The 22556-nt window shown below is 64.6% G+C and carries 26 protein-coding genes; 6 read left to right on the plus strand and 20 right to left on the minus strand.

Features of this window, described 5'->3' with window-relative positions:
- The first annotated feature begins 204 nt into the window (after positions 1 to 204).
- Positions 205 to 771, plus strand: a complete 567-nt coding sequence (locus J3S28_RS07835; RefSeq protein WP_207839320.1) for a M23 family metallopeptidase — start codon at positions 205 to 207, stop codon at positions 769 to 771.
- A gap of 6 nt (positions 772 to 777) precedes the next feature.
- Here the strand turns inward: J3S28_RS07835 and J3S28_RS07840 are convergent, their stop codons facing one another.
- Positions 778 to 1677 (minus strand): tyrosine recombinase XerC, encoded by a 900-nt coding sequence (locus J3S28_RS07840; protein ID WP_307796937.1) that lies wholly within the window; start codon positions 1675 to 1677, stop codon positions 778 to 780.
- A 120-nt stretch (positions 1678 to 1797) separates the two neighbouring features.
- Positions 1798 to 2640 carry a siderophore-interacting protein gene (locus tag J3S28_RS07845; RefSeq protein ID WP_207839321.1) on the minus strand — a complete coding sequence of 281 codons (843 nt, stop codon included), beginning with the start codon at positions 2638 to 2640 and terminating at the stop codon, positions 1798 to 1800.
- A gap of 138 nt (positions 2641 to 2778) precedes the next feature.
- Here J3S28_RS07845 and J3S28_RS07850 point away from each other — a divergent pair, with 138 nt between their 5' ends.
- Positions 2779 to 3609, plus strand: a complete 831-nt coding sequence (locus J3S28_RS07850; protein ID WP_207839323.1) for an SDR family oxidoreductase — start codon at positions 2779 to 2781, stop codon at positions 3607 to 3609.
- Between the two features lie 3 nt (positions 3610 to 3612).
- Here J3S28_RS07850 and dprA read toward each other — a convergent pair whose 3' ends face one another.
- From dprA to J3S28_RS07865, 3 genes are read right to left on the minus strand one after another with little or no spacing between them, the layout of a single operon-like run.
- Positions 3613 to 4770: a DNA-processing protein DprA gene (gene dprA / locus J3S28_RS07855; RefSeq protein WP_307796938.1), complete on the minus strand. Its 1158-nt coding sequence runs from the start codon at positions 4768 to 4770 to the stop codon at positions 3613 to 3615.
- Between the two features lie 11 nt (positions 4771 to 4781).
- Positions 4782 to 6338, minus strand: coding sequence for a YifB family Mg chelatase-like AAA ATPase (locus J3S28_RS07860; protein WP_207839593.1), 1557 nt, complete (start codon positions 6336 to 6338; stop codon positions 4782 to 4784).
- 1 nt (position 6339) lies between these two features.
- A complete protein-coding gene (locus tag J3S28_RS07865) occupies positions 6340 to 6723 on the minus strand; it encodes a YraN family protein (protein WP_207839325.1) in 384 nt (127 codons plus the stop codon).
- 1647 nt (positions 6724 to 8370) lie between these two features.
- Here J3S28_RS07865 and J3S28_RS07870 point away from each other — a divergent pair.
- Complete coding sequence (locus J3S28_RS07870; protein ID WP_207839326.1) at positions 8371 to 9048, plus strand: MFS transporter; 678 nt, start codon at positions 8371 to 8373, stop codon at positions 9046 to 9048.
- Positions 9049 to 9354: a hypothetical protein gene (locus tag J3S28_RS07875; RefSeq protein WP_207839327.1), complete on the plus strand. Its 306-nt coding sequence runs from the start codon at positions 9049 to 9051 to the stop codon at positions 9352 to 9354. It abuts the gene before it with no gap.
- On the opposite strand, the gene J3S28_RS07880 is transcribed toward J3S28_RS07875, so the two are convergent.
- Positions 9332 to 10315, minus strand: a complete 984-nt coding sequence (locus J3S28_RS07880) for an alpha/beta hydrolase (RefSeq protein ID WP_207839328.1) — start codon at positions 10313 to 10315, stop codon at positions 9332 to 9334. The two genes, J3S28_RS07875 and J3S28_RS07880, sit on opposite strands and share 23 nt — an antisense overlap.
- A gap of 512 nt (positions 10316 to 10827) precedes the next feature.
- Here J3S28_RS07880 and J3S28_RS07885 point away from each other — a divergent pair.
- Positions 10828 to 12252, plus strand: coding sequence for a condensation domain-containing protein (locus tag J3S28_RS07885; RefSeq protein ID WP_207839329.1), 1425 nt, complete (start codon positions 10828 to 10830; stop codon positions 12250 to 12252).
- Between the two features lie 9 nt (positions 12253 to 12261).
- On the plus strand, positions 12262 to 13974 hold the full coding sequence (locus J3S28_RS07890; RefSeq protein WP_207839330.1) for a DHA2 family efflux MFS transporter permease subunit: 1713 nt from the start codon (positions 12262 to 12264) through the stop codon (positions 13972 to 13974).
- Here J3S28_RS07890 and J3S28_RS07895 read toward each other — a convergent pair.
- The 14 genes from J3S28_RS07895 to J3S28_RS07960 form a co-directional block, all read right to left on the minus strand.
- Positions 13971 to 14294, minus strand: coding sequence for a DUF2469 domain-containing protein (locus tag J3S28_RS07895; protein ID WP_084838601.1), 324 nt, complete (start codon positions 14292 to 14294; stop codon positions 13971 to 13973). The two genes, J3S28_RS07890 and J3S28_RS07895, sit on opposite strands and share 4 nt — an antisense overlap.
- 30 nt (positions 14295 to 14324) lie before the next feature.
- The gene (locus J3S28_RS07900) at positions 14325 to 14978 is read right to left on the minus strand and encodes a ribonuclease HII (protein ID WP_207839332.1); all 654 of its coding nucleotides are present in this window, start codon (positions 14976 to 14978) and stop codon (positions 14325 to 14327) included.
- An 8-nt stretch (positions 14979 to 14986) separates the two neighbouring features.
- On the minus strand, positions 14987 to 15844 hold the full coding sequence (gene lepB / locus J3S28_RS07905; protein ID WP_207839334.1) for a signal peptidase I: 858 nt from the start codon (positions 15842 to 15844) through the stop codon (positions 14987 to 14989).
- A gap of 17 nt (positions 15845 to 15861) precedes the next feature.
- A complete protein-coding gene (gene rplS / locus J3S28_RS07910; RefSeq protein ID WP_207839336.1) occupies positions 15862 to 16203 on the minus strand; it encodes a 50S ribosomal protein L19 in 342 nt (113 codons plus the stop codon).
- 76 nt (positions 16204 to 16279) lie between these two features.
- The gene (locus tag J3S28_RS07915; protein ID WP_207839337.1) at positions 16280 to 17251 is read right to left on the minus strand and encodes a hypothetical protein; all 972 of its coding nucleotides are present in this window, start codon (positions 17249 to 17251) and stop codon (positions 16280 to 16282) included.
- 9 nt (positions 17252 to 17260) lie between these two features.
- Positions 17261 to 17695: a hypothetical protein gene (locus tag J3S28_RS07920; RefSeq protein WP_207839339.1), complete on the minus strand. Its 435-nt coding sequence runs from the start codon at positions 17693 to 17695 to the stop codon at positions 17261 to 17263.
- Entirely contained in the window at positions 17692 to 18693 is a 1002-nt protein-coding gene (locus J3S28_RS07925) for a hypothetical protein (protein WP_207839341.1), read from the minus strand. The genes J3S28_RS07920 and J3S28_RS07925 overlap by 4 nt, the downstream gene beginning before the upstream one ends.
- Positions 18693 to 19028 carry a hypothetical protein gene (locus tag J3S28_RS07930; RefSeq protein ID WP_207839343.1) on the minus strand — a complete coding sequence of 112 codons (336 nt, stop codon included), beginning with the start codon at positions 19026 to 19028 and terminating at the stop codon, positions 18693 to 18695. The genes J3S28_RS07925 and J3S28_RS07930 overlap by 1 nt, the downstream gene beginning before the upstream one ends.
- A 23-nt stretch (positions 19029 to 19051) precedes the next feature.
- Entirely contained in the window at positions 19052 to 19372 is a 321-nt protein-coding gene (locus J3S28_RS07935; RefSeq protein ID WP_207839345.1) for a YbaB/EbfC family nucleoid-associated protein, read from the minus strand.
- Between the two features lie 58 nt (positions 19373 to 19430).
- Entirely contained in the window at positions 19431 to 20156 is a 726-nt protein-coding gene (trmD, locus tag J3S28_RS07940; RefSeq protein WP_207839594.1) for a tRNA (guanosine(37)-N1)-methyltransferase TrmD, read from the minus strand.
- A gap of 20 nt (positions 20157 to 20176) precedes the next feature.
- On the minus strand, positions 20177 to 20701 hold the full coding sequence (rimM, locus tag J3S28_RS07945) for a ribosome maturation factor RimM (RefSeq protein ID WP_207839346.1): 525 nt from the start codon (positions 20699 to 20701) through the stop codon (positions 20177 to 20179).
- A gap of 27 nt (positions 20702 to 20728) precedes the next feature.
- Positions 20729 to 20971 carry an RNA-binding protein gene (locus J3S28_RS07950; protein ID WP_020107279.1) on the minus strand — a complete coding sequence of 81 codons (243 nt, stop codon included), beginning with the start codon at positions 20969 to 20971 and terminating at the stop codon, positions 20729 to 20731.
- A complete protein-coding gene (gene rpsP / locus J3S28_RS07955; RefSeq protein ID WP_207839347.1) occupies positions 20968 to 21429 on the minus strand; it encodes a 30S ribosomal protein S16 in 462 nt (153 codons plus the stop codon). Before rpsP ends, J3S28_RS07950 begins: the two co-directional genes overlap by 4 nt.
- Positions 21430 to 21586: 157 nt before the next feature.
- Entirely contained in the window at positions 21587 to 22552 is a 966-nt protein-coding gene (locus tag J3S28_RS07960; protein WP_207839348.1) for an NAD(P)/FAD-dependent oxidoreductase, read from the minus strand.
- Positions 22553 to 22556: the final 4 nt, after the last annotated feature.

Below are 22556 nucleotides of genomic sequence, written 5' to 3' on the forward strand. Positions count from 1 at the left end.
ACCGCAGGCGCGCGAAGTCACTCTCGCCGCAGCGAGAGCGCCACATGAGTCTACGCTCGCGGACCCCTGAGACGAAATCGCATCCGGCGGCTGCTCACGACGTGTTGTCAAGGCCGCACAGCGAACTGTGGATGACCCCGTGATCCATCCACAATCGCGACATTGACCTGCATTGTTCGATTCGAATCGCCCATCGTCGATCGCATGAGATTCTGGTGGGCCCTGGTGCGCGCGGCGATGCTGTTGACGGTGCTCGCCACCGCGCCGCCCTTTCTGGCAGAGCTGTCCGCGTCTCCGGCACACGCGGCGCCGCAGGATTCGGCCGACTTCGGTTGGCCGTTGATACCGACCCCGGCCGTCGTGAAGGGTTTCGCTCCACCCACCGAACGTTGGCTGCCCGGTCATCGTGGTGTCGATCTCGCAGCTCCCGCCGGCACGGTCGTGCGAGCCGCCGGGCGGGGCGTGATCAATTTCGCGGGGACGGTCGGCGGCAAGCCTGTCGTCTCCATCCGGCATTCCGATGGGCTGCTGACCACATACGAACCGGTGGCGGCATCCATCAGATCAGGACAGCCGGTGAGCAGAGGTTCGCCGATCGGAACGCTGGTCCCGGGGCATGCGGGGTGCCACAGCCCATGTCTGCACTGGGGTGCGCGACGGGGAGCCGGGGCATCTGCTGTGTATTTCGACCCGCTCGCACTACTCGGCCGGATTCAGGTACGACTGAAACCGATAGGCCCGCTGGAACACGGTCAATCGCACGAGAATTGAGTCGGCTCAGGCGCGCGGATGCGCCTGATCGTGAACCTTGCGCAGACGTTCGACGCTGACGTGGGTGTACAGCTGCGTCGTCGCCAAGCTGGCATGACCGAGCAACTCCTGGACCACGCGGAGGTCGGCCCCACCCTCGAGCAAATGTGTGGCCGCGCTGTGCCTGAGCCCGTGCGGGCCGAGATCCGGGGTCTCGGGTAGGGCCGCGAGCACTCGATGGACCACGGTCCGAGCCATCCGCTGATCGAGTCGACCGCCTTTCGCGCCCACCAGCAGAGCATTGCCGGCCTTGGCCTGCGCGAGTGCGGGTCGGCCGCTGCGCAACCAGGTGTCCAGGGCCGCGGCGGCAGGCGCGCCGTAGGGCACGGTTCGCTCCTTGTTGCCCTTGCCGACGACAAGCAACACATTCCGCGACGAATCGATGTCGCCAAGGTCGAGACCGCAGAGCTCGCCCACCCGAATACCGGTGGCGTACAACACTTCGACGATAACCCGATCTCGTTGCGACAAAGGTGCGTCGGGGTCACGGTCCGGTTCGGACGGCTCCATCGCGGCTGCAGCCTGGCTCGTACTCAGTACGCCGGGCAGCGTTCGGTGCGCTCGCGGCGCCTGCAGTCGGGTACCGGGGTCGACGGCGAGAACGCCCTCGCGCGTCGCCCACGCCGTGAACCTCTTGGCGGACGAGACCTGCCTGGCGATGGTGGTGCGAGCGGCCCCGCGTTTGCTGTGAGAGGCCAGCCATGCACGCATGACCGGCAGATCGATCGAGGCCGGTGACAATCCGCGCGCACCGGCGAAGCTCACCAGTGATCGCGTGTCACCGAGGTATGCGCGCACAGTGTGCTCGCTGTGACCACACTCGAGCCGGAGATGGCTCTCATAGTCGTCGATGATCGTTGCACTCACCTGCACAGCCAACCCATCGCGGTGCCGGCCTGCAAGCCGCCACACCAGGCACCGCCCAAGTTGTGTTGTTCTGGCGACCCCGACCTGGGCCTTTGCCCGCCAGAACAACACATCATCGGGTCAGGCGGTGACTCCGGCCTTCTCGTCGCGGCTGCGCTGGCTGGCTTTCCATTCGCGGAAACCCTCTTCTGTGTGTCCGCGACGCCAGTACCCACTGATCGACGCATTCCCGGCCGGGACCCCGCGTTCCTTACGGATGTACCCGCGGAGGTTCTGCATCACCACCTCGGCCTCGCCGTGGATGAAGACCTGGACCGAGCCCGGCAGCCATTCCGCGTTGCGGACGGCCGCGACAAGAGGAGCGTTCGCGCCGCCCTGAGAATCACTGACGGCGTCAGAACTGACGCCTCGGTGCAGCCAGGTTATCTGTGCGGTGTCCGGCGAGGCGAGCTCGATCTCGTCCTCCGGTCCGGCTACCTCGATGAAGGCCTTCGCGACGGTGCCCGCGGGCATCACCTCGAGCGCCGCGGCAAGGGCAGGCAGGCCCGCCTCGTCGGATGCCAGCAGGTGCCAGTCGACATCGGTCTTGGGTCGGTAACCGCTGCCCGGTCCGAAGAACTTGATGACTTCCCCTGGCTGCGCACTGGCCGCCCACGGCCCAGCCACTCCCTCATCGCCGTGCACGACGAAGTCGACGGCGATCTCGCGTGCGGCCCGGTCGACGCTGCGCACGGTGTAGGTACGCAGAATCGTCGGTTCGTCCGCACTCAACGTGTCACGGAGTTTTCCCACACCGGATTCCCGGTCCGCCGCAGCGGAGGGGAAGACGAACTTGACGTACATGTCGGTGTCGTCCGATGCCTGGAAGTCATCGAATCCGGCGCCTCCGAGGTACACCCGCACGAGATGTGGGGCGATCCGTTCGGTCCGCTGCACCGTCATGGTGTTTTCTCGCTTCGCCACGCGAAAGTCCTCTCTTCGGCGGCACCCACGGTCGAGCTGCGATCTGCATCGGCTCTGTCCGCCCGGATCCACCGTACCCGAAAATAGGGCACCCTAAGTCGCCGCACAACGACGCGGACCACCGCTAGCCTCGTGGGCATGCCGACAATCCTCATCACCGGCGCCGCACGCGGCATCGGTCTCGCCATCACCGACCGCCTGGTGGCGTCGGGCTGGGACGTCATCGCAGGTGTCCGAGATGAACGGTCTGCCGACCAGCTGAAGGCGCCGCACGTAACGCCCGTCATTCTCGACATCACGAACCCAGATCACGTTGCCGAGCTGGACCAGGTGCTGCCACAGCGGCTCGATGCGGTGGTGAACAACGCCGGGATCGTCGTCGGCGGCCCGGTGGAAGCACTGACTCCGGATCAGCTCCGACACCAGCTCGATGTCAATGTGATCGGCCAGCATGCGGTCACCCGCGCGGTGTTGCCGCGGTTGCGGGCGTCACAGGGGCGCATCGTCTTCGTGTCGTCGATCAGTGGTCGCGTCGCCACTCCGATGACCGGCGCCTACAACGCCTCGAAGTTCGCTCTGGAAGGAATGGCCGACGCATTGCGGATGGAGTTGGCTCCCTGGAAGATCCGGGTGGTCCTCATCGAACCCGGACAGACCGACACTGACATCTGGCGTGATGCCGAGACGACTCTCGAGGACACGGTCGAGAACATGACGACCGAGCACCGCGCCCTCTACTCCAAACAGATCGCCGGCTACCGCAAGTCGATCCCGCTCTCCCAGAAGGTCGCCGTTCCCGCCGAGTCGGTGGCGGCATCCGTCGAAACAGCGCTGCGCGCCAAACGTCCCCGTGCGCGGTATGTGGTCGGGCGAGCAAACCAGGTACAGGCCGCTCTGGTCGGTGCCATGCCGACCACGTTGTCCGACACGGTGATCCGCACCGTGACCGGTGTCCCCCGACGTCCGTGAGGCTCACGGGCGCGGTGCCAGCATCCACCCCGATCCGCCCAGCGTGACGAATCCGCGTGCTTCCAACGCTGCCAGCCCCGAGCGGACAGCACGCACATCGAGTCCGGCCGAGAAGGCGACCTCGCCGATGGTCACAGCGCCCTTGGCAGGTATCGCTTCGTACACCCGTAGCTGCTGGGGATCGAGTTCATCGGTGCGCTTGCCGGATCCGCCGCGACGAGGAACACCTGCAGCCGCACCGGCCGCGCTCGCCCCGTCCGGTTCCGCGAGTCGCACGATGTCGCGCGCGTCGGTGACGAGTTCGGCCAGACCATCGGCGATCATCCGATGGCAGCCGACCGACGTCGCCGAGGTGACGGGTCCGGGCACCGCTCCCAACGGAGTGCCCAGCTTGCGCGCCCACGCGGCGGTGTTGGCGGCGCCGCTACGTCGGCCCGCCTCGACGACAGCAACGACCCGAGACAAGGCTGCCACCAAACGATTTCGGGTCAAGAACCGATGTTTGGCGGCCGAGGTGCCAGGCGCATACTCACTGACGACCAGACCCGTCCGAGCGATTTCTGAGAGAAGGCGAGCATGTCCGGTGGGATAGTCGCGGTCGATGCCGCACGCCAGGACCGCCACCGTCGTTCCACCGCCGGCGAGCGCGTTGCGATGGGCGACCCCGTCGATTCCGTACGCTCCGCCGGACAACACCGACCACCCGTCGACCACCAGGTCACCTGAGATCGATGCGGTGACGTGCTCGCCGTACGCCGAGGCAGCCCGCGACCCGACCATGCCGACCGACCGCGCCACAGCCTCGTCGAGCCGCGCGGGACCACGCACCCACAAAGCGGTTGGCTCCCCTCCCTTCACCGCCGTGTCGGCGTTGCCGAGACTCAGCAGTTGCCAACCCGGCCACTCGTCGTCATCGGGTGTGACCAGCCGACCGCCGATCCGATCGGCAGAGTCGAGGTCCACTGCGGCGGTGTTGGTCTCCCACCTCGCTTCGGTGGCCTGCAGGACGGCGGCGTGCGAGGGCGGTACCGACCTCGACGCCACCGCCGCGGCGGCATCCTGAACCCCGACATCCGCGATCAGGGCCACGATCGCAGCACTCGGCGGTTCGGCGACGGCGGCCAGATAGGCCCAGGCGCGCCGCTGTTGTTCGTCGATCACGTTTCTTCCTCTCAGCTGTATCCGCGATCGCGGAACATCAGGGCTTGTGCCACATGGTCTTCGGTGGGTTGGTCGGTGCCGGCGAGGTCGCACAGCGTCCATGCCAGACGAAGTGCGCGATCGGCACCACGTGCGGTGACCCGACCGTCCCGCAGGAACAGTTCGATGGGCCTGGTCACGGTGGGTGGAAGTCGAAAGTCCCCGCGCCGCAACGCCGAACCCGGCACCTCGGAGTTGGTCTGCCAGCCGTGCGCAGTCCAGCGCTCCCGGGCCCGCGCACGGGCGGCGACCACGCGCTCGCGGACCTGTGCACTCGACTCCGCGACGCCACCGGTGAGTGCCGCGTTACCTGGAGGATCCATCCGGACTCGGATGTCCACCCGGTCCATGAGTGGTCCGGACAACTTTCCGAGATAGCGCCGGCGCGCCGAGGGAGAACACACACAGTTGACGTCGTTGGCCGGCGCGCATGGGCACGGGTTCGCTGCCAGGATCAGCTGAAAGCGAGCCGGGAACAGCGCCATCCCGTCACGACGGGCCACGCGCACCTCGCCGTCCTCGAGCGGGGTCCGCAGTGTTTCGAGCACCTTCACGCCCAACTCGGCGCACTCGTCGAGAAAGAGAACGCCGCGGTGCGCCCGCGACACCGCTCCCGGCTTGGCCATCCCGGTACCGCCACCGATCATCGCCGTCACCGTCGTACTGTGATGCGGGGCGATGAACGGCGCCTCGACGATCAACGGATGATCAGCAGGCAAACCACCGGCAATCGAATGAATCGCCGTGACCTCCAACGCCTCCGACTCACTCAGCGGCGGCAGAATCCCCGGCAACCGCCGCGCCAACATCGTCTTACCGATCCCCGGCGGACCCGTCAGCAACAAATGATGAGCACCCGCCGCCGCGATCTCCATCGCATACCGCGCCTCATCCTGACCCACCACATCACACAGATCAGGACCGGCGACCACCGGCGGACTCGACACCACCGGCCCGACCGTGTCCAGCACCCCCACACCCCGCAACCACTCCAACACCTCCCGCAGATGCGACGCCCCACCCACCTCGATCCCCGAGACCAGCGTCGCCTCCGCAACATTCGCCAGCGGCACCACCACATGCGTGAAACCGGCCGCCCGCGCAGCCACCACCGCAGGCAACACACCCCGCACCGGGCGCACCCGACCATCGAGAGCGAGTTCACCCACAAACACCGTCTTCTCGAGCAACCCCGACGCAAACCCACTGTTCGCCGACAAGACCGCCAACGCCAAACCCACATCGAACGTCGAACCCGACTTCGGCAACGTCGCAGGCGACAATGCCAACGTGATCCGCCCCTCCGGCCACTTGTCCGGATCGCTCTCCCCCTCCCCCGAACCCCCCTTGCGCGCCGCAGCGGTATTGGTGATCGCCGCCCGCACCCGATCCTTCGCCTCCTTGAGCGCCGCATCACCCAGACCCACCAGATGCACCCCCGGCAACCCCTGCCCGATCGACGCCTCGATCTCGACGATCACGCCCTCCACCCCGGCGATCGCGACCGACCGCACCCTGCCCAGCTTCATCTCAGAAAACCCCACGCAGATGCGTCACCGTCGGCAATGCGCCCCAATTGAGCTGCACCGCAACAACATCAAATCGAATCACCGGCCAATGCGCATCCTGCTCCGACAACCACATCCCCGTCAACCGGCGCATCCGCTGATACTTCGCGGGCGTCACAGCCTCGGCCACATCACCGAACAGCGAACCCGACCGAGTCTTCACCTCCACCACGACCAGATCCCGCCCCTCGGCCGCGATCACATCCAACTCGCCATACCGACACCGCCAGTTGCGGGCCAACACCACCCACCCCAGCCCATCGAGGAAATCGACAGCAAGATCCTCACCCAACTGCCCCACCTCACGACGCGAACGCCGAGCACCACCTGCCCCTGACTGATCCATGAACCAACCATGACCACCCACACCCACGCGACACCCACGACAAACCGCCACCTGCCACCGACCTGTGCACAACCACCAGAACTGTGGATAAATAAGCCATCTCGTGCGCCGGCTCAGTGCATTTGTCTGAACTCACTCGTCGCAAATGCAATGTAAACGTTGCGAAAAAGTCTCTTGACTAAAAGGTTTCTTGCTGCCTAGGCACTCAGTTCGGGTTTCCTCGTTCAATTGTATCTGTAGCGTCATCATCGAGCCGCTCGAAAAAACATTCATACAATAACTCTTTCGAGTTCACTATCGATGATCTCGGGTGGCGAACGTGACGACATTGGGAGCGATCGATCCTTCTGTGCGTGGAAGTGGTCAGTATTCCGGAACCGCCGGGGTATCGACTTCGATTCGCGTCCAACTGCGGGGTTTTGGAGGAGAATCATCTTGGTCAGTTTCGGACTCATCGACGTATGGCAGCCACCGACCGGCAAGCTGACGACCTGGTCGGCATCGGCGGAATGTGTTTGACGGCTGCGTATCGACCGCCTGCGCACCCGACGCCGCCATCGATACCGACATCGTCGATTTCGTCCCGATCGATCACGGGTATTCCACTGAACTCGGTCGCATATTGGAACTCATACAGGAGCAGACGCCAGTCCCCTTTCGAGCGGAATTGCTTCACATTCGGAACATTCGAACATATTGGTGGTATTACGATGTACGCGGCAATCGACCACCTACATTCAAAACCCATTTCACAGGCGGGTCCTTGGTGATGCAATGGCGTTGTACTCCAACGCCATTGCGCACGAGCAGATACCGCTCAAATCCGCAGGCAGCTACCTCTAGTATTGCGATCGGTAAAAGGAATTCACAACGGCTGACCCTCGAGAGTCCGGCTGCGCGGAGGTAGATCGAATTGGTCGAAGACAATGGAGGCGATCTGCCCACATTTCCGTTGAGCCTCGGATCCGCCCCCGCCGGCGACGCCGGATCCCGCAGCACCGAACTGTTCGACGACGATGACGCGAAGACACTACTGTCCATCTGCCGCGAGAGCCGCGCGGGATTCATCGAAGCGATACTGGCAGTGGCGGCGCTGGCATCGTACGACTTCACCGGGAAAGACCGATACCTGGGGATCACTCCGCGCAGCACCCGCTCGACACCTGAAGATTTCGCCGCCGCAGGCTGGTTCACCAGCTTGATCCCGGTGCCGGTCGAGCTCGACCCGACGTCGACTTTTCCGGTCCGTCGTCCGGCAGACCCAGCTCTCGTACCTGGCGGGCCGGCAACTCTCCGACGTGTCGTTTCACAGGGTTCTCGAATTGGCCGAGCTCGACCCGAACTCTCCGATCACCACGAAGCGGGGCTGGTCGGTACCGATGGTCTCGGTCATGGACACCCGACGCATGCCAGGGGTCGAAACGTTCGAGTAAATCAATGCGAAGTTCTACGGAAACCGCGGGACCTCCGATGAGGTCTATGTCTGGTCAACCGATTCAGTCACGCGACGACCATCAGCCTGCTGTTCCCTGACACTCCTCAGGCCCGCGCATCGATCAACGTCTATGTCGACCGAGTTCGTCAGATCTTCAAGACCATCGTCGCCGAGGGCGACTATCTCCCGACCGTCACAACCGCGCGGTAGGCGTGAGTTCTGAACCTGCGGAGACCCGTGATGTCGCGTATATCTCCGACCGCGGTCATCCCGACCGGAACGCGGCACCGTGGCTCGCTCTGTCCTGCTGTCTGATCGCGGTGGCGGTTCAGATGGTCGACATGACCATCGTCAACATCGCACTGCCGAGTCTGGGCACGGATCTCGGAGCGTCCTCGGGACAGCAACTCCTGGTCCTCACCGCGTACACCTTGGCCTTTGCCTGCACGTTTCTGACTGCTTCTCGTATCGGCGAGCGGACCGGCAGGCGGCGGTTGTTCATCGCGGCGCTCGCCGGTTTCACCCTCATCACGGCGCTGATCGTCGAGCCGGCGGCAGGAATAGACATTCCCACGATCATCGCGCCGTTGATCATCGGAGGCATCGGTATGGGCCTTTTCGTCGCACCGATCCAGGCGACGATGCTGTCCGGAACCTCGGAACACAACGTCGATTCGGCGTGCGGCACCGTACCGACGATCCAGCAGATCGGCGCGTCCGTCGGCCTGGCGATCATCGGTCTGTTGTTTTTCAATCAGGTCGCGGCGCACTCCGATTCAGCTGCATCTGCCGCCCGCGAAACGCTTTCACAGGACATCGCGTCCACAAACGTTGCCGAATCACTACGTCCATTCGTGATCAACGAGTTCACCCGTTGCGCGTCTGCGTAAATGGGCTCGCCCCATCCCGATATACCCGGTCCCGGATGCCCGGACACCCGGGTCCCCGACGACCGCGGGCTCGACTCTGCGCCGCCCGAGGACCTACGCGCATCGGTGACCGCAGACGCCGAGCCTGCACTCCGGCCGGCTGCCCGTCAAGCCGCCTCGCACACGTTTCCCGCCGCGTTCGACGTCATTGTCTGGGTACTCGCCGGAATCACGATCACGCTGGCAGCGCTGACCTTCGGGCTCCCCAGACGTACGTCGCCGGGAAAGCCGGCCCGGGCCGATATCAGCGAGTCAGCGCTGCGCTGATCATCGGCCATGATTTGTGCAGATCGTCCTGCCAGTACCCCCAGCTGTGCGTGCCGGTGTCACGAAGGTCGACGGTCGCCGGAATACTCAGCGCGCGCAGCCGATCACGCATTTTGTAGGTGCAATTGTTGGTAGCCGTTTCGATGATCGCGCCGACCGCGATCTGCTCGGTGAGCTTCGCACCGTTTCCGTTGATGCCAGGCCCATCGATCACGTCGTATTCACCGGGAAGGCCTGAACCGTTCGAGATGTAAATGGCCTTGCCCCTGAGCTTTTCGGCGTTCACGTAAGGATCATTCCGGACCCATTCGGGATCAGTGGGCGGCCCCCACATGTTCACGGTGTTGCCTCCGCCGCGAATCTCGACGGTGAGTCGGACATACGCCTGCCCCTCGACGTCGCTTGTCATCGCGCACCCGCTGTACGAGCCCACCGCCTGGTACAGGTCCGGCTCCTTCAAGGCGAGCTGGAAGACCGAGGTTCCTGCCATCGAGATCCCGGCGATAGCGTTGCGCCCGTTGCCATTGAACTGCGCATCCATCAACGGTGGAAGTTCTCGGGTGAGAAAGGTGGCCCACTTCTGCTTACCGAGTTTGGGGTCGTCGTTGCGCCAATCGGTGAAGTAGCTGGCTGCCCCGCCCATGGGCACAACGACGTTGACGTTCTGACCGGCGAAGAAGCTGGTGATGTCGGTCTGATCGAACCAACTGCTACCACCCTCGCCACCCGCCGCACCGTTGAGCAGGTAGACGGTGGGTGCCGGACGTGATTGATCCGCCGCCGGCAGCACCTTCACTGTCAGCTCCGAGTTCATGGCGGCGGATTCAATTACCACATCGACAATTCCTTGCGGCCGATTTGCCATCCTAACTATGTGCGATCCCTCGGACGTGGCCGCCAATCCACCACTAGGTTCGGCCCCCGCAAATCCGGACCCGAGAAGTGACGCCGTAAACGTCATCACAACAAGAGTGACTACAAATGTTTCTGCATTTCGTATTCTTCGACGCGGCCAACCACTACTCAAACAAAGCTTCATGTTCAGATCCTTCCATGGCGGTGTGTTCGCAGCGACCGGCGCGCGAGCAGAGTAGACCACGTAGAACATGCAGCGCGACACCATCTTTGCGATATCAAACCATGCGAGGTCGGCGCTGTATCACAGCAAACCACAAGTGTCCACGGTCTCAGAATTAACGGACACGCGGATCTAATCTCAATAACTGTTGTCATACGACAATGTTCGATGTATCTTTCTCGATGCACGACAAACGCGACAACGGTCGGGGCCGAGACGTCATAAGACGTGAGGGCGCGTACGTCGAAGGAGAATTCGATTCAAGCCGAGTTCTGAGTTCACAGTGGTGAATACCCGGGCCGACAAAGAAAATCCGTAGCACACGGATGAATGCAGGTTTGCCAGTCATGGCGCGCTGAAGCGCGCCTGCCAAGTGACTTCGACAGGGGTGCAGGATGGTCAATTTCGGTCTCATCAACGAGTGGGAACCCACTCCCGGGCGGCTCACCAGCTGGGTTGCGTCCTTGGCTTCGGTCGCCGAGGCCGGTCGGGCACCGAAACATCCAACTCCCCCCTCCCACCAGCAGGAGGAGTATCTGCGAACTGCGGGCCGTAACGAATCCGTCGGCTTCCGCTTCTCCCGGCTCTGCCTCGTGGCGTTCGACTTTGACACACCGCTGGACACCGACGCCATGACCAGGACAGTGAACACCTTCCTGCGCCGACATGACACCTTCAGCAGCTGGTTCGCAGCAGAACCCGACGGATCGATCGTTCGGCATGTGATGGATCCCGCCGCGATCGACTTCGTGCCCACCGACCACGGCGTCAAAGATTCCGCAAACGCGATCAGGCAGCATGTCCAGGACGAGACACCCGGACCCTTCAGCTGGGATTGCTTCACCTTCGGCGCGATCGAGCACGGCAGCGGGTTCACGCTGTACGCCGCGTTCGATCACCTTGTCACCGACGGAATCTCATCGGCGCTCGCGCTCGTAGAGCTTCTTCAGCTCTATTCAACGGAGACCCAGGGTATCCCCAGCGGGTTGTCCGAGGTCGGCAGCTACGTGGAGTACTGCGCTCGTGAACGATCCGGTTCGGCCGAACTCACGCTCGAGTCCCCCCACGTCGAGCGCTGGGTCGAGCTGGTCCGGAACAACGGTGGAACCCTGCCGACATTCCCCCTCGACCTGGGGGTGTCGAGTTCCGGGTACGCCAGGACCGCACACCTGTCGGCGACACTGTTCAGTGAAGCCGATGCCGAACGATTTGCGACGGTCTGCCGCGAGAACGGCGCCGCATTCACTCCTGGCGTTCTCGCAGTCGCGGCACTTGCGAGTCATGAGTTCACCGGAAACAGCCGATACTTCGGTCTGACCCCGAAGAGCACTCGCGCCACTCCAGCCGAGTTCAGCTCCATCGGCTGGTTCACCAGCTTGATCCCGGTCCCTCTGACGATCGAGGAATCGTCGACCTTCACCTCGATCGTGGGCGCCGCGCAACAGTCCTACGACGCGGGCAAGGAACTGACCGATGTCTCATTCCACCGCGTGATGCAACTCGTCGAACCCGACAGTGGCATCGACGTCCAGCCAGGCTGGTCCGTGCCGATGGTGTCGTACATCGACGTGCGGAAGCTTCCCGGCGTGGACGTGTTCGACGCGCTGAACGCCGGACTCTTCGGAAATCGCGGCAGTTCGGAGGAAGTCTTCCTCTGGATCAACCGGTTCAACGACAAGACGTCGATCAGCCTGTTGTTCCCCGACACCGACGAAGCGCATATCGCGATCAAACTGTATGTCGATCGGCTGACCGAGATCTTCACGACGATCGCCGGCACCGGCGACTACAGTCCGTCAGTGGCGGCCTTGGCCTCGTAGACAGTGCATTTGCCTGATTCGGCTGTGGCGCAGCCACAATCGGACGCGATCTCTTATCGTCGGGCCTGGTGGGCGTTCACCGCATGTCTCATCGCAGTGTTCATGCAGATGGTCGATACCACCATCGTCAACATCGCCCTGCCCAGCCTCGCCACCGACCTGAACGCCACCTACTCGGCCCAACTTCTTGTCGCAACGGTGTACACGCTTGCGTTTGCGTGCACGCTGATGACGAGTTCACGACTCGGAGAACGCTACGGCAGGCGCCGAGTCTTCCTCTGTGCACTTGCCGGGTTCACCGTCGTATCGGTTCTGTGCGGCACCGCCTCCGGTGCAACAGAGCTCATCGTGCTGCGTGGCGCGCAAGGTGTCTGCGCAGCCGCCGCGTCCGCGCAGACCATCGCAATCATCTCGGTGTTGTTCCCACGGGCAAAGCATGGTGCGGTCTTCGGGATCTACGGCGCCACGGCCGGGGTTGCCGCAATGCTCGGCCCGATGCTCGGCGGCGCACTCATTGCGCTCGACGTATTCGGTTGGGGCTGGCGAACCATCTTTCTGGTGAACCTCCCCCTCGGCGCGGCCGCCTGTCTGCTCGCCTACCGGCACCTCCCGCCCGTGCGGTCGCGGACCCATGAGCCGTTCGACGTAATCGGCATGGTGCTCTCGAGCGTCGGCTTGTTCCTGCTCATCTACCCGCTCGCCGTCGGCCGTGAGAAGGAGTGGCCGGTTTCGCTGCTGCTCATGCTCGGTGCCGCAGTCCTGCTCCTGGCGGTCTTCGTCTTCTACGAACGTCGACTGCAGCACCGGGGCGGTAGCCCGCTCCTACGACTGGACCTCTTCTCCCACCGAAGTTTTTCGGTCGGTGCGGTTCTCTCGATCACGTTTTTCAGCGTGTTCGCCGCGTTCTTCTTCACGGTGTCGATCGCAGCGCAGTTCGGACTCGGTTACAGCCCGCTGCGTACCGGCGTCCTCACCTTTCCGTTTGCCGTCGGGGCTGCATTCGGATCGGTGGCGTCCCCGTGGTTGGTCGCCCGGATAGGCTCGCGCACACTCACCGTCGGGATGGTCGCGTTCGCGGTGAGCCTCGGCTGGCTCGCAGTGATCATCGATCCGGCCAGTGAGTCGCTGGATCTGCTCACCCTCGTGTCGCCGCTACTCATCGGCGGTGTCGGAACCGGTCTGTTCGTCGCACCGCTGCAAGCAACGATCCTGTCGGGGACGACGTCGTCGAACGTCGGCTCCGCGTCGGGGTCCATCCCCACGATCCAGCAGATCGGCTGCTCCGTCGGACTGGCGTTGATCAGCATAGTGTTCTTCAATCAAGTTGCGGCGCAGTCGCAATCGGCTGTCGAGAATGCGGGTGCCACCCTGTCCCGATCGCTGGAAGCTACGGCCGTGGCGCCGGCCCTGCGGCCCGCGGTGGCAGGTGAGTTCACCCGTTGCGCGCACATGCAGCTGAGTTCACCGCACCCGGAGCAGACTCCACCCGGGTGTGCGGGCGACCCCTCATCGGCATCTCCGAACCCGGGGGACATCAGGAGTACCGTCGCCGTTCAGGCGGCACCAGAGCTCGAGGAGGCAGCGCGCCAGGCCGCAGCCCAATCATTCCTCGGAGCACTCACCGTGGTGCTCTGGGCGATCGCCGGGGCTGCGGTGGTTCTCGCCTGCATCAGCCTGTTACTGAAGAGACCGGTGACCGCGGTTGCCGGACCAGCCGCTTAGTCCCCCAGCACTCCGTCTTCGGGAAGCCGCAGATCCTGCTTCTCCAGTTCTTCGATGTTGACGTCCTTGAAGGTGATGACCCGGACCTGTTTGACGAAGCGGGCCGGCCGGTACATGTCCCACACCCACGCGTCACTCATGCGTACCTCGAAGTAGACCTCGCCGTCTGCGTTCCGGGGCACCATCTCGACGGCATTTGCCAGGTAGAACCGGCGCTCGGTCTCGACGACATAGGTGAATTGACCGACGACGTCCTTGTACTCCCGGTACAGGGACAATTCCATCTCGGTTTCGTACTTCTCGAGATCTTCGGCGCTCATCCTCTTAGCCTAACTTGCGTACCGCCTGGTTCAACGCACGCGCATGCGCACGTTGCGGTACGACATTCGGTGCTGCTCTGACGGTCCGAGCGCATCGAGGCACTGCATGTGCATCTCTGTGCTGTAACCCTTGTGGATTGCGAACCCGTATCCGGGTAGCTCAGTGTCCATCGCGACCATGATCCGGTCGCGGGTGACCTTCGCGACGATGCTTGCCGCCGCGATACAGGCGGCGGCCCCGTCGCCGCCGATCACCGGCAGGGAGGGTGCGGTCAGACCTGGGACACGGAATCCATCGGATAACACGTAGCCCGGCTGGATTCCTAAACCTGCTACAGCCCTGCGCATTCCCTCGATGTTTGCGACGTGGATACCGATCTGGTCCACCTCGGCCGCGTCGATGATCACGGCGCTCCAGGCCGCTGAGTGACGGGTCACCGATTTGTACAGTTTCTCTCGGGTGGCGGCCGTGAGCTTCTTGGAATCGTCCAGATCGGCCAACGACGCCAATTGCGTGGGCTTGAGAACACACGCCGCGACGACCAGCGGTCCGGCGCAGGCACCACGACCGGCTTCATCGACCCCGGCGACAGGTCCGAGCCCGCTGCGATACAGCGCGGCCTCGAAGGTGCGCAGACCCGCCGCGCGTCTGATCGCCACCCTCGGTGGCCATCGCGTTGCCACTACGGTGCCTACTTCTGCGGATTGACGGAGTCGACAGAACCCATCCGGGAGAACGGGTAGATGACAAACCGCACCTTGCCGCGGATGTCGTCGACGGGCACCATGCCGTGCAGTTCGTCGTCCTGGTGGTAACGCGAGTCCGCGGAATTGCCGCGGTTGTCACCCATCACCCAGACCTGCCCCGCCGGCACGTCCAATGGACCGAAATCCTCACCGAGACACGAGTTGAGCTGGCCGTTCGCGCCCAGCAGGTCTCCGGGACGCATCGCAGCGTTCTGTTCCTGGAGCTTCATGTCGATGTATGGCTCCACCAGCGGCTTACCGTCGACCTTGACCCCGGTGCCATCAGCGTTGTGGCACTCCACGCGTTGCCCGCCGGTCGCGATGACACGTTTGACGAGGTTGTTCTCGTCCGGTGGTGCGAACCCGAACCAGGACATCGCGTTCTGGGCGCCGCGGACAACCGTGTTGTCCGAACGCGGTGAGCGCCATCCGAGATCCCAGGACGACGTAGGGGCCTTGAAGACCACCACGTCGCCGGCCTTGGGCTCACCGAACCGGTAGACCAGCTTGTCGATGACGATGCGGTCGTTGGTGCACCCGGCGCATCCGGTCAACGTCGGTTCCATCGACTCGGACGGGATCACATACTGGCGGCCGACAAAGGTCTGTAGGACCCAGGTCAACAGCAGCACGCAGACGATGATGATCGCCGTCTCGCGCAGTATCGAGCCCTTTTTCTTGGGCCTGCTCTCGTTCTGGTCGTTCAGGCTGCGCCACGGACGGGCGCCCTCAGAATCCGGGTCTCCGTGGGTATCGTCGCCGGAAGGGCTGGAACTCTCGGAACCGCGGGGGGTGTCTACCACGCCGCAAGCTTAGTGCGTCAGCGCTTTTCTTTGATCTTGGCAGCCTTGCCGCGCAGGTCGCGAAGGTAGTACAGCTTCGCGCGACGCACGTCGCCGCGGGTCGCGACCTCGATCTTCGCGAGGTTGGGGCTGTGCACCGGGAAAGTACGCTCCACGCCCACACCGAATGACACCTTGCGGACGGTGAACGTCTCACGGACGCCGCCACCCTGACGACGGATCACGACGCCTTTGAACACCTGGACGCGTTCTTTCGAACCCTCGATCACCTTCACGTGAACGTTCAGGGTGTCACCCGCACGGAAGTCGGGGATGTCATCGCGCAGGGACTTGTTGTCCAAGAAATCCAGAGTGTTCATGTTGTCGGTTCCAATCTTGCAGTTGGCGTGAGTAGAGGAACCTAGCGGCTTTCGACGTGGCCTCGTGGGTCACGCGCTACGGCTCGACTGGTTCGTGCTCCGATTCGTGTGGTCTCCGTGACGTCTCAGCCACCGCGGGCGTGCCGGGCTGCTGACCGTCAAACGGCAACTGGTCAATTGTGCCAGAAGCACCCCCGCCAGGTGAAATCGCCTCGGTCAGCACGAGCCCCGCGGACTCGCCTCTCGCGGGAGCGGGGTGGACTTTGGCGTTCAATTCCTCTTCGGCACCGGACTTGGCGTGAGCGACGTCGGGTTTGCCGGCCATGAGGTCCTGCAGGAAGATCTTGGCCCGGATGAGCGGCCTGCGCACCCGCCGTTCCCGCCTGACGGCGGCATTCATCTTCTTCGGCCGTTTGGTGTAGCGCCAGCGAGCCCATGGCGAGGTGGGCCGGGCGAGGCGGATGGCCGCGACCACGAGCAGTGGGAAGATGAACAAACCGATGAGGCCCGTCCAGATCTTCCCCTTGAGCAGCACGAGCCCGGCCAGGGCGAGAACAACTCCCGAGTAGATCACCGCGGCGATCGTTGCAGCCATGTCGTTGGTGTCGGCACCCCACCAGTCGAGCGGGTGATAGCCGAGCAGGATGAGTCCCATGACCGCCATCGCCACGAACACGGCATCAAGCGAGGCGCGCCCCTCTTCTGCCCAATAGACGTCGCGCAGATAGAAGATCAGAGCGAACTCGTCCAGGACCAAGGCGGCACCGACACCGAAGAGCGCGGCAAAGATAGACAGCGTCGTCTGCGATCCGTTGATGGCCAGAGCGATCAGGCCGAGGCCGGACAACATGGTGAGCACGGTGCCGAAGACGACGTGATGGATGTGCAGCCCGCCGGGGGTGACATTGTTGAACCACCAGCTGACCTCGGCTCGGATCAGCCGTACGCTGATGCGAATCCCGAGGAATCCCAGAATGAAGCCGATGTAGGCCATGAACAGTGGCAGACGGCCGTTGTCGATGATGTTCTCGGTGAACCAGTGGCCCATGCGGTCAGATTAGTCGCCGACGTGGTCGAGCAAGAGGTTTGCGACCAAAGACGCCGATCCCGTGGCGGCGCACGCCTCGCACACGACTTCGCGCAAACCCTCTAGGCCGCACCCGCCGGCACCGAACTCGAGGGCGGCAACCGCACGCGCCCGAGCGAACGCTGCTCGATACTCGGCGTCGCGGCCGGCGTGGGACGCAGCGAATGCGATGGTGTCCAGACGGCCCCGCAGCCCCGCGATCTCCACACGCTGGTCCGCCGAGGCAGGTCGCCCGGCGCGCCAGGTCTTGAGCGCTCCGGTAACCGGCCCGTCGGTCGGGACGCCGGCCGCATCGAGGGCGGCCACCGCGATCAGCAGACCGACCCGGTCCAGTTGTCTGGAATCGACACGGTCGACCAGTCCCGCGACCCCTGCGCCCAGGACATCGATGCGATGTGGGCTCACGGTGCCGAATCCGCGGAGTCTTCCCCGCCGGCGGGGTCGATCGCGTGCGCACCTGACTCATCGACCACCGCAGCGACCTCTGGTGACGGCGGTGTCGTGGCGCAGACGGCGACGGGAACGAGCGCCCGCTCCTGGAAGTATCCGAGGATGGCCAGTTCAGGTGCCCGCCCGTCGCCCACCACGACCTCGTGCGGCTCAGGGACCACGCCCGGTCTGAGGTAACCGGCAGGCTCGCTCGTGCCGACGACCACGGTGCGGCGACCGTTCTGGTCGAGGCCCAGACCGACAGCCACCCTGATCCACGGCGCGACCTCGGGAGGCTGGGTCGCGGTGAGCACGGCAGCCCGGGCGCGCACCATGACCAGGTCCGCGCCTGACGGATGCGTGTCCCCTACGTCGGCTGAAGATCGAGCTGCCGCGACTCCTGCAAGGGCGGCGCCCGTAGGCGCCATCATGACGCCCGGCGTCATCGGTGTACCGCCCGACTGCTGACCGTGCTCGGTGCCGGTCTCCTCGAGAGCCTCCCGCGAGATCTGGTCTGCACGGCGGTCCAACTCAGCCGCAGTCGCCGACATCGTGCGCGCCGCGAGGTGTTCCGCGCTCGCCAGGGTGGTGGTGTCGCCCGTGGCGACCGTGAGCAACGTCCCGGCGAGCAACTCCCGATCTGCGATCGCCGCGACAACGGTCAGTCGCTGCCTCGTCTGCTCGACCGCATCGGCGTACGCCCGGACGACCTCGGCCATGCCACTGACCTTCTCTGCGCTCCTGTACAGGGCGCGAACCAGCGACGCACCTGCGGCGTCTGCGGCCACCGACGTGCGACCGTCGATCGCTTCGGAGACCGCACGGGTCCCACCATCGACCGCAGAGATGCATTGCGAAAGCCGTTGCGTCGCACACTCATAACGCTCGGCGACGAGGTACAGCGCGGCCGCGTCGATGTCGGGGATCAGTTCCCGCAACAATGACTCGACCGGTTCGCGGAAGTCGGTCGGCATCAGTGGTCCGACCCGGCCACGACAGATCCGGCCGCCTGCGCGTCCTCGTTCTCCACTGCCGCGACACTTCGAGTCAGGCCGCCGGAATAGCGTGCGAGCGTGGCAGTCGCCTCGTCGAGAGCGGCTACCGCCCCAGCGCTGAGCCGGCCGTGGGCGCGGGCGAACACGTGCCCGCTCGCATGAGCCGCACACGTCGAAGCGATCTGCCTGGCGAGTTCATCGATATCCGACGAGATCGCCGCGAGCTCGGTGAGTACCGGTTCGAGGTCGCTCACCGCCGCGAGCACCGCGGCACCGTCGATCCGAAGTTCCGACCCCGGTTGTGCTGCCGGCATTCGCGCCTCCCCGATCCGTCGACTCAGTCCAGATCCCGAAGATGGGGACCCCGGTCTTGGACGATCGCGGCCACCAGTTGGTTCCGGCGCGACGTCAGTTCACCGTCCGCCCGCGCGACCAGATCGCGGATGAGCGCCGACAGCTGATCGGCTCGGTGACGCCGCAGCGCGAGCGGATCGATGTGAAGATTGGTCAGCATGCCTCTGGCGTTGATCACCACCCTGACCAGACGGTCCGTGGACGTGGCTTCCACGGTGACGGAACCGAGTTCCTGCGCGACCGCTCGCAACTGCTCCCGTTGCTCGTCCACCTCTGCCAACACCGCGTCCCAGGCCCGGTTCATCTCACCTGACCTCGTTGACTCTGCGACCATCGTGACCCCCCACTCGCGTGCGGAGATCTTAGCCCGCGGGAGCGGCACCGGTGGGGTCGGCGGAGTCCCCGGACTCACGAGGCAGCAGATCTGGACGCCGCTCCCGGGTACGGGCGAGCGACTGCTCGGTGCGCCAGCGATCCTGTTTCGCGTGGTCACCGCTCAGGAGTACCGGCGGCACGTCGAGTCCGCGCCAGGTCGGCGGGCGCGTGTAGCTCGGACCTTCGAGCAGGCCATCAGAGAACGAGTCCTGCTGATGCGAGTTCTTGTTGCCCAGGACCCCGTCGATCAGGCGCACTGTGGCCTCGACCATGGCCATCACGGCCACCTCGCCGCCGATCAGGACGAAGTCGCCCAGGGAAACCTCTTGCACCCGAACACGTCTGGCGGCATCGTCGAAGACCCTCTGGTCGATGCCCTCGTACCGTCCGCATGCGAACACGATGTGCCTCTCGCGACTCCACTCCTGCGCGGTGGCCTGGGTGAACGGAACCCCGGCAGGGGTCGGGACGACCAGGAGAGCGTCGTCGGGGCACACCTCGTCCAGGCACGGCCCCCACACCGTCGGTTTCATCACCATGCCCGGGCCACCGCCGTACGGGGAATCGTCCACTGCGCGGTGGACGTCGTGGGTCCAGTCCCGCAGATCGTAGGTGTCGAGCGCGAGTATTCCGCGGTCGATGGCCTTGCCCAGCAGTGCCATTCGCATCGGTTCGAGGTACTCGGGAAAGATCGAGACCACACCGATCCGGATGGCCGGGTCGCTCCCCCCGCTCATTCGGGGTCCAGCAGGCCGTCGGGCGGGTCGATCTCGATGAGTTCTCGACTCACGGTCGGCACGATCGCGGTGACGAAGGGGATCAGCACCTCGCGGCCATCGGACATCGTCACCGACAGCAGATCCCCGGCAGGCAGGTGGAGGACATCGGTGACAGCCCCCACATCGTCGCCATCGACCGTGCGCACGGGGACCCCTTGCAGCTCGTGGTCGTAGAACTCGTCCGGGTCATCCCCGGAACTGACGTCGTCGGCGTCGATCAGGAACAGCACGCCGCGCAGCGCGGACGCGGAGTCCCGGTCGTTGACCTCGGCGAGAGACAGCAACAGCCGCCCGGAGTGATTCCGGGCGGCTGTCACCGTGTAATTGGTGTCGACGAAGGTGTTCTTACCGGTCGACTTCCGTCCGCGCAGCACGTTCCCGACTGCGAAGCGCACGCCTGGCTCGTCCGTACGGACGTCGACCATCACCTCGCCACGTACGCCGTGCGACTTGGCAACGCGGCCGACAACCAGATCCACCTGTGAGCGCCTTGTTCCGCGGTGCGATCAGCGGTCGGTGTCGACGATGTCGACCCGGACCCCGCGGCCACCGATTCCGGTGACGAGGGTGCGCAGCGCAGTGGCCGTGCGACCGTTGCGGCCGATGACCTTCCCGAGGTCTTCCGGGTTGACATGCACCTCGACGAAGCGTCCCCTTCGGCCGGTCACCAGCTCGACGCGGACGTCATCGGGGTTGGCGACGATGCCACGGACGAGGTGTTCGACGGCGTCAGCGACGACGACGCTCACTTGTCGGCGACCTCAGCTGCGGGAGCCTCGGCAGCAGGCTCGTCGGCCTTCGGTGCGTCGTCTGCCTTCTTGGCAGCCTTCTTCTTCGGGGTGACGGCTTCGCCGGCGGGAGCGTTGTCGGCAGCGGCGAGCGCAGCGTTGAACAGGTCCTGCTTCGACGGCTTCGGCTCGGCGACCCGCAGGGTGCCCTCGGCGCCCGGCAGGCCCTTGTGCTTCTGCCAGTCACCGGTGATCTTCAGCAGTGCCGCGACGGGCTCGGTCGGCTGTGCGCCGACTCCGAGCCAGTACTGCGCGCGATCGGAGTCGATCTCGATCAGGCTGGGCTCTTCCTTGGGGTGGTAACGACCGATGGTCTCGATGGCCCGGCCATTACGGCGGGTGCGGGCGTCGGCGACGACGATCCGGTACTGGGGGTTACGGATCTTGCCGAGGCGGGTGAGCTTGATCTTGACAGACACGAGTTACTTCCTTCTATGGTCACAGTGCAATTCGGCGACGTTCCACGTGTCGGAGCGCCCGGTTTTGCTGTTGAGGTGGTGTGACCGCCGGTCGGCACGTGGCCGGGTCCGGCGAACCAGGGAGTCATTGTGCCAGAGAGAGCCCTCCCGACAGAAATCACGACGCGGTTGAGGACAGTGCAGCGACTGCGGCGCGGGTCTCGGCGGCGATCAGATCCCCGTTGATGTGAGCGCCGGCCATCGCACCGGCTGCGGCGGCTGCGCCGACCTGGGCCATCAGATTGCTGACGTTGCCCGCGGCCCACACACCCGATACCGCGGTCACGCCGGACTCATCGGCCGGAATGTAGTCGCCGACGCCCATCGGATGCGGGACCGGCTGCAGACCCAGGTCGGCCAGGAATGCCGCACGTGCGACCAATCGCGGCGTGACCGTCAGCGCTCGACGCGCAACGAACGTGCCGTCGGCGAGCACGACCCCGGCGATGGCATCGCCTTCGGATCTGACCGCCGCAACCCTGCCCTCGACGAGGCGTATCCCGCGGGCGGTCAGCTGCGTACGTTCGTCGTCGGAGAGCCGCAACTCGTCGTTGAGAAACAGCACGATGTCCGCGCTGATCTGCCGGAACATCTGGGCCTGGTGAAGGGACATGGCGCTCACTCCCAGGATGCCGATGGCCTGGTCCCGAACCTCCCATCCGTGGCAATAGGGACAATGCAGCAGGCCCTTGCCCCATCGGTCGGCCAAACCCGGGATGTCCGGCAATTCATCGACCAATCCGGTCGTCACCAGCAGCCGGTGTGCTCCGACCGTGACACCTCCAGCAGTCCTGACGGTGAACCCGGTGTCGACGTCGCCGTCGACACCGGTGACCTCGTCGTCGAGGATCCGGGCGCCGTACCGTTGGGCTTCTTCGCGTCCGATGGCGACCAGCTCGGCCGGTGGCAGCCCGTCGCGGGTCAGGAATCCGTGCACGCCTTCAGCGGGTGCGTTCCGCGGCCGACCACCGTCGATCACGAGTACCGATCGACGTGAACGGCCCAACATCACCGCCCCGCTCAGGCCGGCGGACCCGCCACCGATCACGATCACGTCATAGTTTGCTTGCGGTGTTTCATTCATGAAC

The sequence above is a fragment of the Williamsia soli genome (assembly GCF_017377795.1).
Taxonomy (GTDB): domain Bacteria; phylum Actinomycetota; class Actinomycetes; order Mycobacteriales; family Mycobacteriaceae; genus Williamsia; species Williamsia soli.